13 protein-coding genes and 1 pseudogene are annotated in these 13458 nt (G+C 41.6%); 10 read left to right on the plus strand and 4 right to left on the minus strand.

The genetic code is table 11. The features are described 5' to 3' along the window. Positions 1–523 precede the first annotated feature (523 nt). Both AN214_RS22315 and AN214_RS20140 read right to left on the minus strand, forming a co-directional pair. Positions 524–652: pseudogene (locus AN214_RS22315) on the minus strand (LysE family translocator); the annotation flags it as partial. A gap of 9 nt (positions 653–661) precedes the next feature. Beyond that, entirely contained in the window at positions 662–997 is a 336-nt protein-coding gene (locus AN214_RS20140) for a DUF2834 domain-containing protein (RefSeq protein ID WP_054981376.1), read from the minus strand. A gap of 230 nt (positions 998–1227) precedes the next feature. Here AN214_RS20140 and AN214_RS20145 point away from each other — a divergent pair, with 230 nt between their 5' ends. The 5 genes from AN214_RS20145 (at position 1228) to AN214_RS23280 (ending at position 5718) form a co-directional block, all read left to right on the plus strand. Further along, complete coding sequence (locus tag AN214_RS20145; RefSeq protein ID WP_054981355.1) at positions 1228–1932, plus strand: spondin domain-containing protein; 705 nt, start codon at positions 1228–1230, stop codon at positions 1930–1932. A gap of 12 nt (positions 1933–1944) precedes the next feature. Next, positions 1945–2655: a spondin domain-containing protein gene (locus AN214_RS20150; protein ID WP_054981356.1), complete on the plus strand. Its 711-nt coding sequence runs from the start codon at positions 1945–1947 to the stop codon at positions 2653–2655. Positions 2656–2797: 142 nt separating this feature from the next. Beyond that, entirely contained in the window at positions 2798–3535 is a 738-nt protein-coding gene (locus tag AN214_RS20155) for a response regulator transcription factor (protein ID WP_408002973.1), read from the plus strand. Further along, a complete protein-coding gene (locus AN214_RS20160) occupies positions 3532–5007 on the plus strand; it encodes a cell wall metabolism sensor histidine kinase WalK (protein WP_054981357.1) in 1476 nt (491 codons plus the stop codon). The genes AN214_RS20155 and AN214_RS20160 overlap by 4 nt, the downstream gene beginning before the upstream one ends. A gap of 153 nt (positions 5008–5160) precedes the next feature. Beyond that, complete coding sequence (locus AN214_RS23280; RefSeq protein WP_161805701.1) at positions 5161–5718, plus strand: prepilin-type N-terminal cleavage/methylation domain-containing protein; 558 nt, start codon at positions 5161–5163, stop codon at positions 5716–5718. Positions 5719–5733: 15 nt separating this feature from the next. Here AN214_RS23280 and AN214_RS20170 read toward each other — a convergent pair whose 3' ends face one another. Continuing rightward, positions 5734–6858, minus strand: a complete 1125-nt coding sequence (locus tag AN214_RS20170; protein WP_054981359.1) for a hypothetical protein — start codon at positions 6856–6858, stop codon at positions 5734–5736. 86 nt (positions 6859–6944) lie between these two features. Beyond that, positions 6945–7994 (minus strand): helix-turn-helix transcriptional regulator, encoded by a 1050-nt coding sequence (locus tag AN214_RS20175; protein WP_235576783.1) that lies wholly within the window; start codon positions 7992–7994, stop codon positions 6945–6947. Between the two features lie 173 nt (positions 7995–8167). Between AN214_RS20175 and AN214_RS20180 the strand changes: the two genes are divergently transcribed. Genes AN214_RS20180 through AN214_RS20195 form a run of 5 tightly spaced genes read left to right on the plus strand, consistent with a single transcriptional unit; the run spans position 8168 to position 13390 of the window. Beyond that, the gene (locus AN214_RS20180; protein WP_054981379.1) at positions 8168–9526 is read left to right on the plus strand and encodes a DASH family cryptochrome; all 1359 of its coding nucleotides are present in this window, start codon (positions 8168–8170) and stop codon (positions 9524–9526) included. Continuing rightward, positions 9527–10978 (plus strand): cryptochrome/deoxyribodipyrimidine photo-lyase family protein, encoded by a 1452-nt coding sequence (locus AN214_RS20185; protein ID WP_054981360.1) that lies wholly within the window; start codon positions 9527–9529, stop codon positions 10976–10978. After that, positions 10978–11130: a DUF2256 domain-containing protein gene (locus tag AN214_RS22320; RefSeq protein ID WP_082428648.1), complete on the plus strand. Its 153-nt coding sequence runs from the start codon at positions 10978–10980 to the stop codon at positions 11128–11130. Before AN214_RS20185 ends, AN214_RS22320 begins: the two co-directional genes overlap by 1 nt. After that, positions 11120–12679: a cryptochrome/photolyase family protein gene (locus AN214_RS20190; protein WP_054981361.1), complete on the plus strand. Its 1560-nt coding sequence runs from the start codon at positions 11120–11122 to the stop codon at positions 12677–12679. Before AN214_RS22320 ends, AN214_RS20190 begins: the two co-directional genes overlap by 11 nt. A gap of 54 nt (positions 12680–12733) precedes the next feature. Then, on the plus strand, positions 12734–13390 hold the full coding sequence (locus AN214_RS20195) for a flavin reductase family protein (RefSeq protein WP_054981362.1): 657 nt from the start codon (positions 12734–12736) through the stop codon (positions 13388–13390). Positions 13391–13458 lie beyond the last annotated feature (68 nt).

Genomic DNA, 13458 nt, shown 5'->3' on the forward strand with positions numbered 1-13458 from the left:
GTAGAACAACTACATAAGAAAAATTCCGCCTTGTTACCATTTCATTTATCCAGCGCTATCCCTGATCACATACTTAACAGAATTGGTATAAATATAGTAAATAGCCAACGCCCACGCATTTAATAATGAAATGCAGTGTGGGATAAAGGGCAAAAAGCTGAGCAAAACCAAACCCTACAACCAGCAGCATTAAACTAAAACCAATACAAATACTTAGGGTCTGTTAATCTTTGCTGTTCTATTTTTGTTCTTTTTGAGCGTGCTTTTATTGCGGCGCTCGATGTGTGGCCTAGCAATCTAAGCTAATATCGAGCAAAGCTTCCGCGTCCTGCTCACGCCTCTTACCTACATCCATGTAGGCAACAATGAGAAAAGTGCGCTCAAAAGAACCGTTCGGCAGCGCTTGATTGGATTTTCTACTGTGTTATCGGCTGACTCACATAGAATAGCTATGCCACGCAGCCTCTGCCTTGTATAAAAGCCAATCAAACTGCTGCAAAAACGAACTTGAAAGATCAACAGACCCTATTAGCAGTGGCAGGCTTTTTTTCACCCCAAAATTCACTCCAGAGGTCATCACCATAATATTGTTAGGACCCGGTGTAACCGATGATGAAATAGCAAAAAGCGTCACTGCCAGCAAATAATCCATGTAAATTCCTTAAAATGACTTTGCATGAGTTAAGCGCGTATTTTGCTCACGAGTACGCAAATATAAATAAAGTGGTAACCCACATGACACGCCCACACATAATGTGCCCACAAGCGCTAAGTACCAATACGCAACTTTATTTGTTTTTGCATCGACAATAATAAAAACAATTAAGGTAATTGCGGCAATTAACACATCAAGCCAAGCGAATAAGCTAATGGGATTGGCCGATGCCGATTTAACAAATAAAGATATGTTTGCGCCATTTTCAATTAGCCAAGGAAGAAACGCGCCATAAGGAATAATGCTGCCTAAAAGTGCTGCTGTGAGATAAAAATACTTCATATTATGTTGAACATCCATTTCATGTTTTATGCGATAACCAAAATTAGCTAAGGCGTATTTTGCGTTACAGATTAATTTATAGGTTGCCAATGCTCAATTGAACAATTCTTATTCATTTATCGCAAGTTAAAATTCTTTATGAAATCGTGATAATTTTGTGAGATTTCGGTGATGGCATTGAGAACTTTGTTTTTCATAGTGAAAGGGTCAAAAACAACCGAGAAAAAATTATGAAGACACAAATCCTTTCACTTTTTGCTACTAGTGCACTTCTTGCTGCTGGCAATGCAAGTGCTGCAGATATAGATGTAAAAATTACTAACTTAACCCAAGGCATTTATTTCACGCCGTTACTTGTTACGGCACATTCTAGCGATGCCATGTTGTATAAATTAGGTGAAGCGGCTTCATCTGAACTGCAAGCAATGGCCGAAGGCGGCAGCTTAGATGGGCTTGTAGCTATGGTTGATGGTATTGGTGCAGATACCATGGCAAACCCAGCGGGTGGGTTACTTGCCCCAGCCATGAGTACCATGACCAACTTAATGACAACCGACGGTAATACCCAATTATCAATTGTCGGTATGATGCTACCAACCAATGATGGTTTTGTTGGCCTAAATAGTTGGAGTATTCCAAGCGAAGTGGGTACTTACACCATTTATTTAAATGCCTATGATGCGGGCACAGAAGCCAATAATGAGTTAGTAAAAAATGGATCTGGCACACCGGGTGAACTTGGTATTCCGGCGTCTCCTGGGGTTGCTCCTGGCGAAAATGGCACAGGCGTTACCACTAGCGAAGAGAATAAAATGATCCATGTTCACCGCGGAAACCTTGGCGATGACAATGCTTCTGGCGGTAGTAGTGACTTACATAACACAGTTCACCGCTGGTTAAACCCAGTTGCAAAAGTAACCGTCACTGTGAAGTAATTGGGGGTCATTATGAGACTTAGTAAAATTTTGATCCCAGCAGCATGTTTAGCGCTTGTTGCCTGTGGGGATGACGATAACGACAAAATGACGGTTGAGCCACCAGTAGTCACGCCGCCAACCACAATGACTTATGAATTTATGGTAACCGCTGTGAATTTAACGCAGGCACAACCTATGTCGCCGCTAGGCAGTGCGTTACATACCTCCGGTCAATTTTGGCAAATTGGTGAAATGGCTTCTGAGCCACTTGAAGTACTGGCAGAGTCCGGTGATAACTCGGGCCTTTTGGCGTTAGATGTGGTGAATGCTAGCACATCAAGTGACGCAGTATTAATGCCGGGGCAAAAAGTTGAGCTGATGCTCACAAGCGAGATGCTGGAAGGCCAAAAATTATCATTAATTTCGATGATGGTGAATACAAATGATGGCTTTACCGGTCTTAATGCCATAGATGTTTCTTCAATGAGTGTAGGGGATATGCAGTACTATAAAACCTTTGCTTATGATGCGGGCACAGAAGCCAACTCTGAAGCGCCAGGTACCATACCGGGGCCAGCTGATGGAGGTGAAGGCTTTAACAGTGCACGCGAAGAAATAAATAAAGTTGCGATGCATCCAGGTGTTGTTGGACAAGATGATGGGCTTAGTACTTCGGTATTAACCAGTCTTCACAAATTCGACAATCCGCTATTGGCTGTCACCGTAACACGCGTTAAATAGGCCGGCGATTTGTTTTGCCACGTTGAATAGTGTGCTGCAGTAAACCCGAGTTAGCACTTTAAACCACTGTAGCGCACTTATTTAGTGTACCTTGTTGTTGTCTTCGTCGGCCTATCTTATTTCTATAATAAGCAGAGGTGTGATGATGCAACACTCGGTACTGATTGTTGAAGATGATCAAGATATTGCGGGGTTACTGCAAGTTCATTTAAATGAACTTAACTTGCATGTAGATCATGTTATAACTGGTGAAGCGGCACTGGCCCAATTAGCAAAACAAGATTATCAAATTATCTTACTGGATATAATGTTACCCACAGTAGATGGGCTAACCTTATGCCGCGAAATAAAAACCAAAATGCCCGAGGTGAGCGTGGTACTACTCACATCTAAAAGCAGTGAAATGGATCGTATTATTGGCCTAGAAATGGGCGCAGACGACTATATTTGCAAACCGTTTAGCTATCGTGAATTTCAGGCGCGTATCAAAACGCAAATTAGGCACATCCGCTTATTGCAGCAAAGCCAAGCGCAGGTCATGCAAAAAAGCGAGCAACCGCAAGTGCTTAATTTTGGTGCACTACACATCGACCCCTTTAGTCATGAAGTGCGCTTTCAAGGAGAAGACTTACCGCTTACCGCAACCGAATTCGACTTAATGGTATTTTTTGCAAAACACCCAAATCAGGTGTTTTCAAGAAGCCAATTATTAGAGTCAGTTTGGGGTTACGACCATAGTGGCTATGAACATACCGTCAACTCACATATCAATCGGCTGCGAGGCAAACTCGAAAAGCATGCTAAACAGCATGTTATTGAAACGGTTTGGGGTGTTGGTTACAAACTCAATGCGAAATCTTTGGCTGTTGCTGCACTATGAAAAACTCGCTTTATACCAAGCTCTCACTCACATTAGCGAGCATATTCATTCTTACTGCCAGCCTTTTTTTATGGTGGACCCAAAGTGTATCGCAAGTAAGCCGCGCACAGGCAGAGCAAGCACTGCACTTGGGTTTGGCCGAACATTTAGCCAATGATAATCCACTGTTAAAACAAGGGGTATACGATTACAAGGCATTAGAGAACTTATTCCATACCTTAATGGTACTTGGCCCTGCGTTTGAGTTTTATTTTGTTGACCCAAGTGGCAAATTACTGACGTTTTCAGCCAAACCAGGGCAAGTTAAACGCCAGTTTATCGATTTAGCGCCACTTGTTACCTTAATTGAAGATCAATCTAATTTACCCATTTACGGTGATGATCCGCGCAATTTTGACCACAAAAAGATTTTTTCAGTGGCCCCTGTGTATAACGGCGATACCCTACAAGGTTACTTGTATGTGATTATTGGCTCGTCTATTTATGACTCTATATTTGCGTCGATTAAAAGCTCAGAGCAAATTTTAGTAAGCAGTATTTGGTTAGTACTAGGTTTAGGGTTTTTGCTTTTTAGCATGCTGGTGGTATTTCGCACTATTACTAAACCACTTAGAACCTTAAGCAGTTTTATTCAAAAAGTGGATAAAACTGAATTTGATATTTCAGAACTGCCTTTACTAGATTGGCCAGAACAAAATAATGAAATTCATCAATTAGGTGCGGCAGTAAATCGCATGCTGATCACCATCAATCAGCAAATGATGCAGCTAACAGCACTTGATGAGCAGCGCCGAGAACTACTTGCGCATTTATCTCATGACTTACGCACGCCACTTGCCTCGCTGCAAGGCTATTTAGAGTTACTTAACAAAGAAACGCCCAATGCTAATGAAAAAGCCGCGCATTATTTAAATGTAACGCTTAAAAATTGCGGCCAATTAAAAGCCTTGATCGATCAAATTTTTGAACTCGCCCATCTTGAGTCTGGCCAAACCAATATTAATCTGGAAGTGTTTAACTTAGGCGAATTAATTTACGATGTTATGGCAAAATTCGCCCTACGCGCTGAAAAAGCAGGCATTCAATTAAAAGTGCATCCGAAAGAATGCGACTTTAGTGTTTATTCAGATATTGCAAAATTAGAGCGTATTTTAACGAACCTAATCGAGAATGCGCTGCGTCATACTAATCAAGGAGGAACAATTAGCGTTAACGTTATTTTAGACTCGAACCAGTACAAAATTGTTGTTGCCGATAGCGGCGTGGGTATTAGCAGCGAAGATTTACCCTATATTTTTGAAGCGCGATACCGCGCAAGTAACAGCCTAGGTTGTAAAAAGTCCCATGCGGGATTAGGGCTTGCAATAACAAATCGCTTAATTCAGCTGATTAAATCCGACATCAAAGTAAAAAGTGAACTTGGCAAAGGCACTGAATTTGCGTTTACCTTACGTGCTTCCAAACCTGTTTAAAGTTTATTTGGTATTTTAATTGGTATTAGTGGAACATGGATGTTCGCTATTTTAATTATTTGAACATTTCCTCCAGAAGGCTTACTCTGTAAGGCATACATAAGGGTTTCCCTTATCCATTGAATGTTTAATGTTAAAAGATGTACAACGGCTATGACCTCTCACCGCGGCTTTACCTTAGTTGAATTGATTTTAGTGATTGTTGTACTCGGCGTGTTAGCTGTCGTTGCAGCGCCTAAATTTCTTTCACTTAGTCGCGACGCAAACATTGCAACCCTTAAACAAGTGGCTGCAGGGTTAGATCAGCTTACCGATGGCATTTATGCCAAAGCTGTAATTCAACATAAACATAAAGTTAGCAATGAATCCGTTATTATTAATGGGGTTACCGTTAATACCTATTTTGGTGCGCCGCAAGAGATTTGGAATAACGCGTTGGGCGATTTAATGGACGGTGATTTTAGTTATGTGGGCAATGGTTATTTTGATTTAGGTGCAAGTTTAGTTGCGAGCTATAACTGCCAAGAGCGCTTGTGTGTGATAGATCAAACCCCGGCATCTTATGTAAATAGCAGTATTCAGGGCTGGGGATTATTTATTTTCCCTAAAGGCTACAGCTTACAAGACGAATGCTATGCCTATTACGCTTTTGCAGAAAATGGCAGCCAAGTTACCAGTAAAGTGGCCTCTACCGTTGATACTGGCTGCTAGTTTAGATTGGCCGAATCACTTTTGCTGAATACTAACACCCTCAAATTCGGTTAGTTCCAATGGCTGCGCCTTCAAATAGTGATTAAAAAAGCGCTGCATATGCTGTTTTACAATGTTATGCATGGTGTTTTTATCAACCTCGCTCGGATAACCAACAATCCAGCGGTTTTGGTCGGTAAAGTCATTATGCTGGCTGCCGTGAATTGATACCAAAATGCTGTCACCTTGGTTCGCGTGATAAATTGGCTCTAGCTGTGAAAAAGGATTTTCCGAGCGAAATAGTAAAAGTGGTTTGTTTAATGGATTTACTGCCACGTTGCCCAATACGATACCATCCATATTTGCTGCGGCCTTACATACTAAAAGTTGCTGGCAGGCATTCATTGCAGCACTTGCGCCTAAGCTAAAACCTAACGTGCCTACATTGTTTAAATTGAGCTGATGTTCAAATTGCCCGCTTTCTTGTGCTAACCACTGGTATGCAGCGAGCACATCTTTAGCAATTTCAGGGGCAACGAGATTATCAAAATATGCGCGACCAGTGGGTGTTTGCACATCGTGTTTGCTAGTTGGTAAATACAGCCCTTTTTGCTCGCCATTTTGAAAACTGGTAACGCCAGCCAAATAGGTGTGATTAATTGAAACCACAGCAAAGCCATGGCTCGCCAGCACTTCTTGCAGCTCGGTGTTGTCAGCATTAAAAAGTCCTAAGCCATGAGAGTAAAAAAGCACCGGCCAGCCATTTTCCGGATGATATGCAATTGGCGCTTTTGAATTTGACCAAGACAACATGCTTTGCAGTTCATGTTGCTGTGGGTGAATTGGTGCATCTTGTGGCCTAAGAGCAGATAGGTAATCGACTTGGTGTTGCCATTTATCAAAGTAGGGTTGGTAGAGAGTTGAACGTAATTGGCTCGGGTAATGCACACGAAGCGTAAACTGTCGCAGTTCGCCGAGTTCTGGAGCCAGTTTATCTTCGCGGTAGTCGGTAATATCAAACTCCATAATACCAACACGATATTGCCCGCTTGGTGCGGGGTAAACATGTTGTGCAGATGGGTTCTCAAACAGTGCATCATCGCTATCACACGCAATTAATAACAGCGACAAACAAAGCGCAAAAAGTGTTTTGTAGTTCATAAAGTTCTCCTTTTGTTTAAAGGCTTTATGGTGCTGCGTTTCGCGTTTGGTGTCGTCTTATTGGCGTTTTTGTACGTACAGATTCGCTAATCTGTACTTAATACTTGGGATTTATACTCACTTGGGGTGAGATTGCGATATTTTTTAAATGCCGCATTAAAGGTCGATTTAGCATTAAAGCCCGCTTGCATCGCAATTGTTAACATTGGCATATGTGGCTGATTTTTAATTAGGTTGCAAACGTATTCAATTCGCCGTTGATTAATTAAATCAATAAATTTTATTCCCAAGTGATGGTTTAACACCTGCGAGAGCAAATAGGGTTTCATTGCCAAGTGTTCGGCAAAGGTTTGTAAATTAAGATTTGGATCGGTAAAAAGCTGCTGCTCATCAAGCAAGGTTAAAATGTGCTCGGCAAGAAATGCATCTTCACTCGCGTGCAATTTTTCTTTGTTAGTATTTGCCACTTGTTTAGCTTTAAAATCAAGTAGCTGGGGTTTTAGTAATAACACATAAGTAATGGCATACATCGCACAGCACATTAGTAACTGGGGCAAAGGTAAGCTGGTTTGCAACATATATTGAAACGGAATAACAGAAATAGCTAAAAATAAGCTGGCGCATATTCCCCACAACAACAGCATATTTTCGTTGCTAAGAGTGGCTGAAAAGCGCGCTTGTTGTTTGCGATATCGCCTGACCGTTACACATGCCCAAATGGTAAAATAAAGATAAATAATCAGTAAAAAGTAGCCCGATAATTCGTGCCGTAATGACAACACAGTGCTTTTAGGGTTGTAAAGAAAATCAATAACAGAAATATTAAGCGCCAGCCAAGGCGCGAAGTAACACATAATTTCGCGTTTTGACGGCATCGAACCGATGCAGCTGCGAATAAAAACAAAAAATAAAATGGCGTAAATTGCTCCCCAACATGCGTTTAGACGCGACGAAAGCCAGTTATGCTGACCGGCAAATACCAAAAAGAGGTCTAAAGCAAAGACCAAATGGATCAGCATTAAGATTTTAAACTGCTTAAGTTGTTTTGATTTATTGTACAAAAAGCCAGATAACACCAAACTCTGGGCAAAACCGGCTAATAGAATCGCTGTGATCACATTTACTTCCTCACTCATACCGCTAGCGACACACAATACCAAGGCTAATTGACAATAATGTTTAAACAAGCCCTTTGTGATAAATGCACAATGCTATGGGGCGGTTTAAAAAGGCGCTCTATTGTGTTGAACTTTTTAACCTTGAGTTGCGTACTTATTGCTATAGTTTGCAACAGGTTCGGTTTGAAATAGTGCTTAAAACCCTTTATTGGTTTACCCATGATTTACGCTTAAGTGATAACGCTGCGCTTGAATATGCGCTGAAAAACAGTGAACAAATCGCCTTTGTTTATGTGCTCGATCCCAGCACGAAAATTGCCAACAATTATCACAGTCAATTGCTCGGCTATCATCAAACACGCTTTATTTTAAACGCCTTACAAGAACTCGCCGACGAGCTACAAGCACTGGGTCATCAGCTAATTGTGTTAGAAGGCGAGACTCAAAGAGAAGTAGGTGAGTTTATTTCTGATCATGACATTAATCAGCTGGTGGTTGCAGAGCAAGTGGGTGAATACGAAAGGCGTAAACTAACTGAATTACAAAGCACCCATGCAAACGTTAACTTCACGCAGTTTTGGCAACATACACTGTTTATACAGCATCAAATTGCTGAGCTCGACTGTATGTCGGGCAGCTTTAGTAAATTTCGCAATAAAGTTGAGAAAAAGCCATTAACAGTTTCAACACCAACCTCATTGGAAAATACTTTAACGCCAGAGCATTGGCCCAAAGCTATTAAGGTTGATAACAATCGTGCGCTACTTGCTTGGTTTGAGCGTTATGATGGGACGTATTCAATGCCCAATGATATGCCGTTTTTCGCAGGAGAACATGCGGGTAAATATCACTTGGTGAGTTACTTAAATAGTGGCGCAGTAAAAACCTACAAACAAACCCGCAACGAACTCGATGGCTGGCACAACTCGACAAAATTTAGCCCTTATTTAGCGATAGGTAATTTATCACCACGGCAAATTTGGCATGCGGTATTACAATATGAACAATCGGATGGTGCCAACGAATCAACCTATTGGATTAAGTTTGAACTGTTATGGCGTGAGTATTTTCAGTGGCTTAGTTTAAAGTTAGGAAAGCGCCTTTATGCGTTTTCAGGCCTCAGTGAAACAAAACCACTCACTAGCTTTTTTGCTGAGCGATATCAAAAGTGGTGTAGCGGGAATACACCTTATCCGTTAGTTAATGCACTTATGAAGCAACTTAATAGTACCGGTTATATGTCCAATCGTGGCAGGCAAATTGCGGCAAGTTGTTTTGTAAATGAGTTACAGCTTGATTGGCGCTATGGTGCTGCTTATTTTCAACAGCAACTGATTGATTTCGATGTGGCATCAAATTGGGGTAATTGGCAGTACATAGCAGGCGTTGGTGTTGATCCTCGCGGTGGGCGGCATTTCAATATTGAAAAGCAAACCGAGCTGTTTGACGCAAAAGGCGTATTTATCCGAAAGTGGCAAGGCTCAGCGGTTGGCTCACAGCTTGATGCTAATGATGCCGCAGATTGGCCAATTTTAAGCGATGTAACTTAAATGAGTATCGCAGTTGTATGGCTTAAACGAGATTTACGCCTGTCTGATCACGCCCCACTATTTGAAGCTGCAAAAACGGGGCTACCAGTATTATTGGTGTACTGTTTTGAAGACATGTTGCTTGAAGATGCGCACTATTCTGAACGTCATTGGCGTTTTGTCTCGCAGTCACTGCGCGATATGGCAAACAAACTGTCAAAAGGCGCTTTGTATGTCGCAAAGGGTGATGCTTTAGCAGTGTTTCAAGCGCTTAATCTTAAATACGGTATTTCGCAGATGTTTTCTCATCAAGAAATTGGCCTTGATAACACCTTTGAGCGCGATAAAGCGTTTGCTACATGGTGCAAAAGCAATCAAATAATATGGCATGAAACCCCTTTAGGGGCGGTGCAGCGCGGCTTAACCCATCGCACTCATTGGGATGAAAACTGGCAGCAGGTAATGCGCGCGCCGTGTATTAATCTTGATTTAAACGAAGTTAACTGGTTTAAAAATAATGAGTTTGAATGCCAGTTGCCACATTTTGAAACGCGCTTTCAAAATATTCAGGGGCAGTTCCAAAATGGCGGCGAAAGCGAAGCATTTAATGTGCTTAATGATTTTTTTACCGCTCGCGGTAAAGAGTATGCATTTAACCTTTCAAGCCCAAGTTTAAGTCAAATCCATTGCTCTCGGTTATCGCCTTATTTGGCGTGGGGCAATATCAGTTTACGCCAAGTGTATCAAACGGTACTCAGTCACTGGCAAGTTCCCGGCTGGCGACGTAGCCTTGTTGCTTTTACATCACGACTTCATTGGCATTGCCACTTTATACAGAAATTTGAAAGCGAATGCGAAATGGAATTTCGCCACGTTAACAAAGGGTATGACGACTTACCGCGGGTGACTGGTGGTTTAGCAGAGCAAAGATTACATGCTTGGAAAACGGGGCAAACTGGTATTCCCATGGTTGATGCCTGTATGCGCTGCCTAATTGAAACTGGCTACATAAATTTTCGCATGCGCGCTATGTTAGTGAGTTTTTTGTGTCATCACTTAGAGCTTGACTGGCGTGCAGGTGTAGCGCATCTTGCCAGTTTATTTTTAGATTTCGAGCCCGGTATTCATTACAGCCAGTTTCAAATGCAAGCGGGTGTGACTGGCATTAATACCATTCGAATTTATAGCCCCGTAAAACAAGGGGAAGAAAAAGACGGAAAGGGCGACTTTGTTAGAAAGTGGGTACCTGAGCTTGGTGAAGTACCTGCGCCATTGATCCACAGCCCGTGGCAGCTATCACAAATGGAACAAATGATGTATGGCTTTACATTGGGTGAAGATTATCCTGAGCCCATTGTTGATGTAAAACAAAGCTATAAAGATGCACAAGCGTTACTTTGGTTATGGCGTAAAAAGCCAAAAGTTGTGATTGAAAGTAAGCGATTACTTAACCGCCATGTTAGGCCAAATTAGTGAAAAAATCAGAACTACCCACAAAAATTTGCCAAGTGTGTGAACGCCCATTTATATGGCGTAAAAAGTGGCAGCGAGATTGGCACAATGTGAAATACTGCTCAAAACGCTGTGCAGTTAATCGACAAAAAGGAAATTATAATGACCAGTGAGCTTCGTTTAATTTTGGGCGATCAGCTTAATGCACAGCATTCTTGGTTTAAAGAAAAGTCGCACAATGTGACGTATGTGATTGCCGAGCTACATCAAGAAGCGAGTTACACCACCCATCATATTCAAAAAGTATCGGCGTTTTTTGCGGCAATGCAGGAATTTGCCAGCGCATTAGAAAAAGCTGGCCATAAGGTGATTTACTTAACCTTAGACGACACCAAGGATTTCGCTGATTTACCCGACTTATTAAATCATCTAATCAAACAGCACGGTATTCGTTCTTTTTGCTATCAACTGCCGGATGAGTACCGTTTACGCGCCCAGCTAACTGATTACTGTCAAAGCCTTTCTATCGACTACAAGGTATTTGATACCGAGCATTTTTACTTGGCTGATAATCAATTAGCCAGTTATTTCAAGCAAGGTAAAAAACATCGGTTAGAGCATTTTTATCGCAAAATGCGCGTGGAATTTAATGTATTGATGAATGGCGATGAACCCCTTACGGGGCAGTGGAATTTCGATAGTCAAAATCGCAATAAGTTAAAAGCAAGTGATCTTGCAAATATTCCTGAGCCACTTGTGTTTGCTAATGATGTCAGCGACATTCTGGCGCGCATTGCAAGGCATGGTATTAAAACCATGGGTAAAGCGGAAAAACAATTACTGTGGCCAATCAATCGCAGTCAAGCGAAGCTGCTGCTCGCTTTTTTCTGTAAAGCGCTATTACCGAAATTTGGCCAATTTCAAGATGCAATGACAGGTAAACTGATTGAGTTTGGCGAGGATAAAGGCTGGAGCTTATATCACTCACGATTATCATTTGCTATTAATGCAAAAATGATAAGCCCCCACAGCGTAGTGAGGGCTGCAATTGAGGCTTTTGAACAAAACGACGACATAGATATTGCACAGGTAGAAGGCTTTGTTAGGCAAATTTTAGGCTGGCGCGAATTTGTGCGCGGTATTTACTGGGCCAATATGCCCAACTATGCATCGCTCAATGTCCTTGACGCGAACTTGCCACTACCAAGTTGGTTTTGGAATGGAAACACTAAAATGCGCTGCCTGTCTCATGCGATTACGCAATCACTTGATTTTGCTTACGCTCATCATATTCAACGCTTAATGGTAACGGGAAACTTTTGCTTAATAGCAGGTATTCACCCAGATGAGGTTGATGAATGGTATTTAGGCATTTACATCGATGCACTTGAGTGGGTAGAAATGCCAAATACGCGTGGGATGAGCCAGTTTGCCGATGGCGGTATTGTTGGTTCTAAAGCCTATGCCGCAAGTGGTAATTATATTAAAAAAATGAGTGATTATTGCAGTGATTGTCACTATAAAGTAGCTAATACTGTGGGTGATGATGCTTGCCCGCTTAATTCACTTTACTGGCAATTTATGGATAAACATAAAGACAGTTTTACCAATAATCCACGCACTAAAATGGTGTTAAGTAACTGGCTTAAAAAGCCACAAAATGATCGCGAGAAAGTGCTGAGTCGCGCGCAGTTTTTACTGCAAAATCTTGAAAATTTGTAATCGATAACGTGTGGTTAAGCGTATAGCAAAGCAAATGACTTTAAGGCAAATGCAATGATAAAACACATAACTCAAGATGATATTAAAGCGATGGAACAGCGAGAGCGTGCGCGGTTAATTAATAGTTTATCTGGCTTTAAAAGTGCAAATTTAATTGGTAGCCAAAACGCATCTGGCATTACCAATTTGGCGATTGTAAGCTCAGTATTTCATTTAGGCGCAGATCCTGCGCTAATAGGCATGATTATCCGCCCAGATACTGTTCCCAGAGACACGTTAAGCAATATAAAAGCTACCGGTGTCTACACCATTAATCACGTAAATTCATTAATTTGGCAACAAGCTCATCAAACATCAGCCCGTTACGATGAAAGTGAATCTGAGTTTGAGAAAGTAGCGCTTACAGAGCAGTTTGAGAAAGGCATAGATGCGCCATTTGTTGGTGAATCGCAAGCCAAATTTGCTCTTGAATTACGCGAAATTAAACCGCTCGAAATTAACGGCACGGTATTAGTCATTGGTGAAATAACCCATATTATTGTGCCGGATATTGCACTTTGCAAAGACGGTTATATTGATATTGAAGCGCTTGATACCGTCGCGATTTCAGGTCTTGATAACTATCACACAACCGATCGACTAGGGCGATTAAGTTATGCGAAGCCTAATACAAAACCACAGTTATTGAACATTGAAGGTGACGTTTGCTAATCACATTGGTTTAACCTATTCCATAAAAAAGCCCTACTCAAAAAGAGTAGGGCTTTTGCTTTTAAGGA

This window comes from Pseudoalteromonas sp. P1-9, from assembly GCF_001399975.1.
Lineage (GTDB): Bacteria > Pseudomonadota > Gammaproteobacteria > Enterobacterales > Alteromonadaceae > Pseudoalteromonas.

Bases quoted from the DNA above. Each gene is read 5' to 3' on its own strand.
- AN214_RS20170 (WP_054981359.1), bottom strand. From the start codon at position 6,858: ATGAACTACAAAACACTTTTTGCGCTTTGTTTGTCGCTGTTATTAATT.
- AN214_RS20190 (WP_054981361.1), top strand. From the start codon at position 11,120: ATGACCAGTGAGCTTCGTTTAATTTTGGGCGATCAGCTTAATGCACAG.
- AN214_RS20195 (WP_054981362.1), top strand. From the start codon at position 12,734: ATGATAAAACACATAACTCAAGATGATATTAAAGCGATGGAACAGCGA.
- AN214_RS20150 (WP_054981356.1), top strand. From the start codon at position 1,945: ATGAGACTTAGTAAAATTTTGATCCCAGCAGCATGTTTAGCGCTTGTT.
- AN214_RS20185 (WP_054981360.1), top strand. From the start codon at position 9,527: ATGAGTATCGCAGTTGTATGGCTTAAACGAGATTTACGCCTGTCTGAT.
- AN214_RS20155 (WP_408002973.1), top strand. From the start codon at position 2,798: ATGATGCAACACTCGGTACTGATTGTTGAAGATGATCAAGATATTGCG.
- AN214_RS20160 (WP_054981357.1), top strand. From the start codon at position 3,532: ATGAAAAACTCGCTTTATACCAAGCTCTCACTCACATTAGCGAGCATA.
- AN214_RS20140 (WP_054981376.1), bottom strand. From the start codon at position 997: ATGAAGTATTTTTATCTCACAGCAGCACTTTTAGGCAGCATTATTCCT.
- AN214_RS20145 (WP_054981355.1), top strand. From the start codon at position 1,228: ATGAAGACACAAATCCTTTCACTTTTTGCTACTAGTGCACTTCTTGCT.
- AN214_RS20175 (WP_235576783.1), bottom strand. From the start codon at position 7,994: ATGAGTGAGGAAGTAAATGTGATCACAGCGATTCTATTAGCCGGTTTT.
- AN214_RS23280 (WP_161805701.1), top strand. From the start codon at position 5,161: ATGACCTCTCACCGCGGCTTTACCTTAGTTGAATTGATTTTAGTGATT.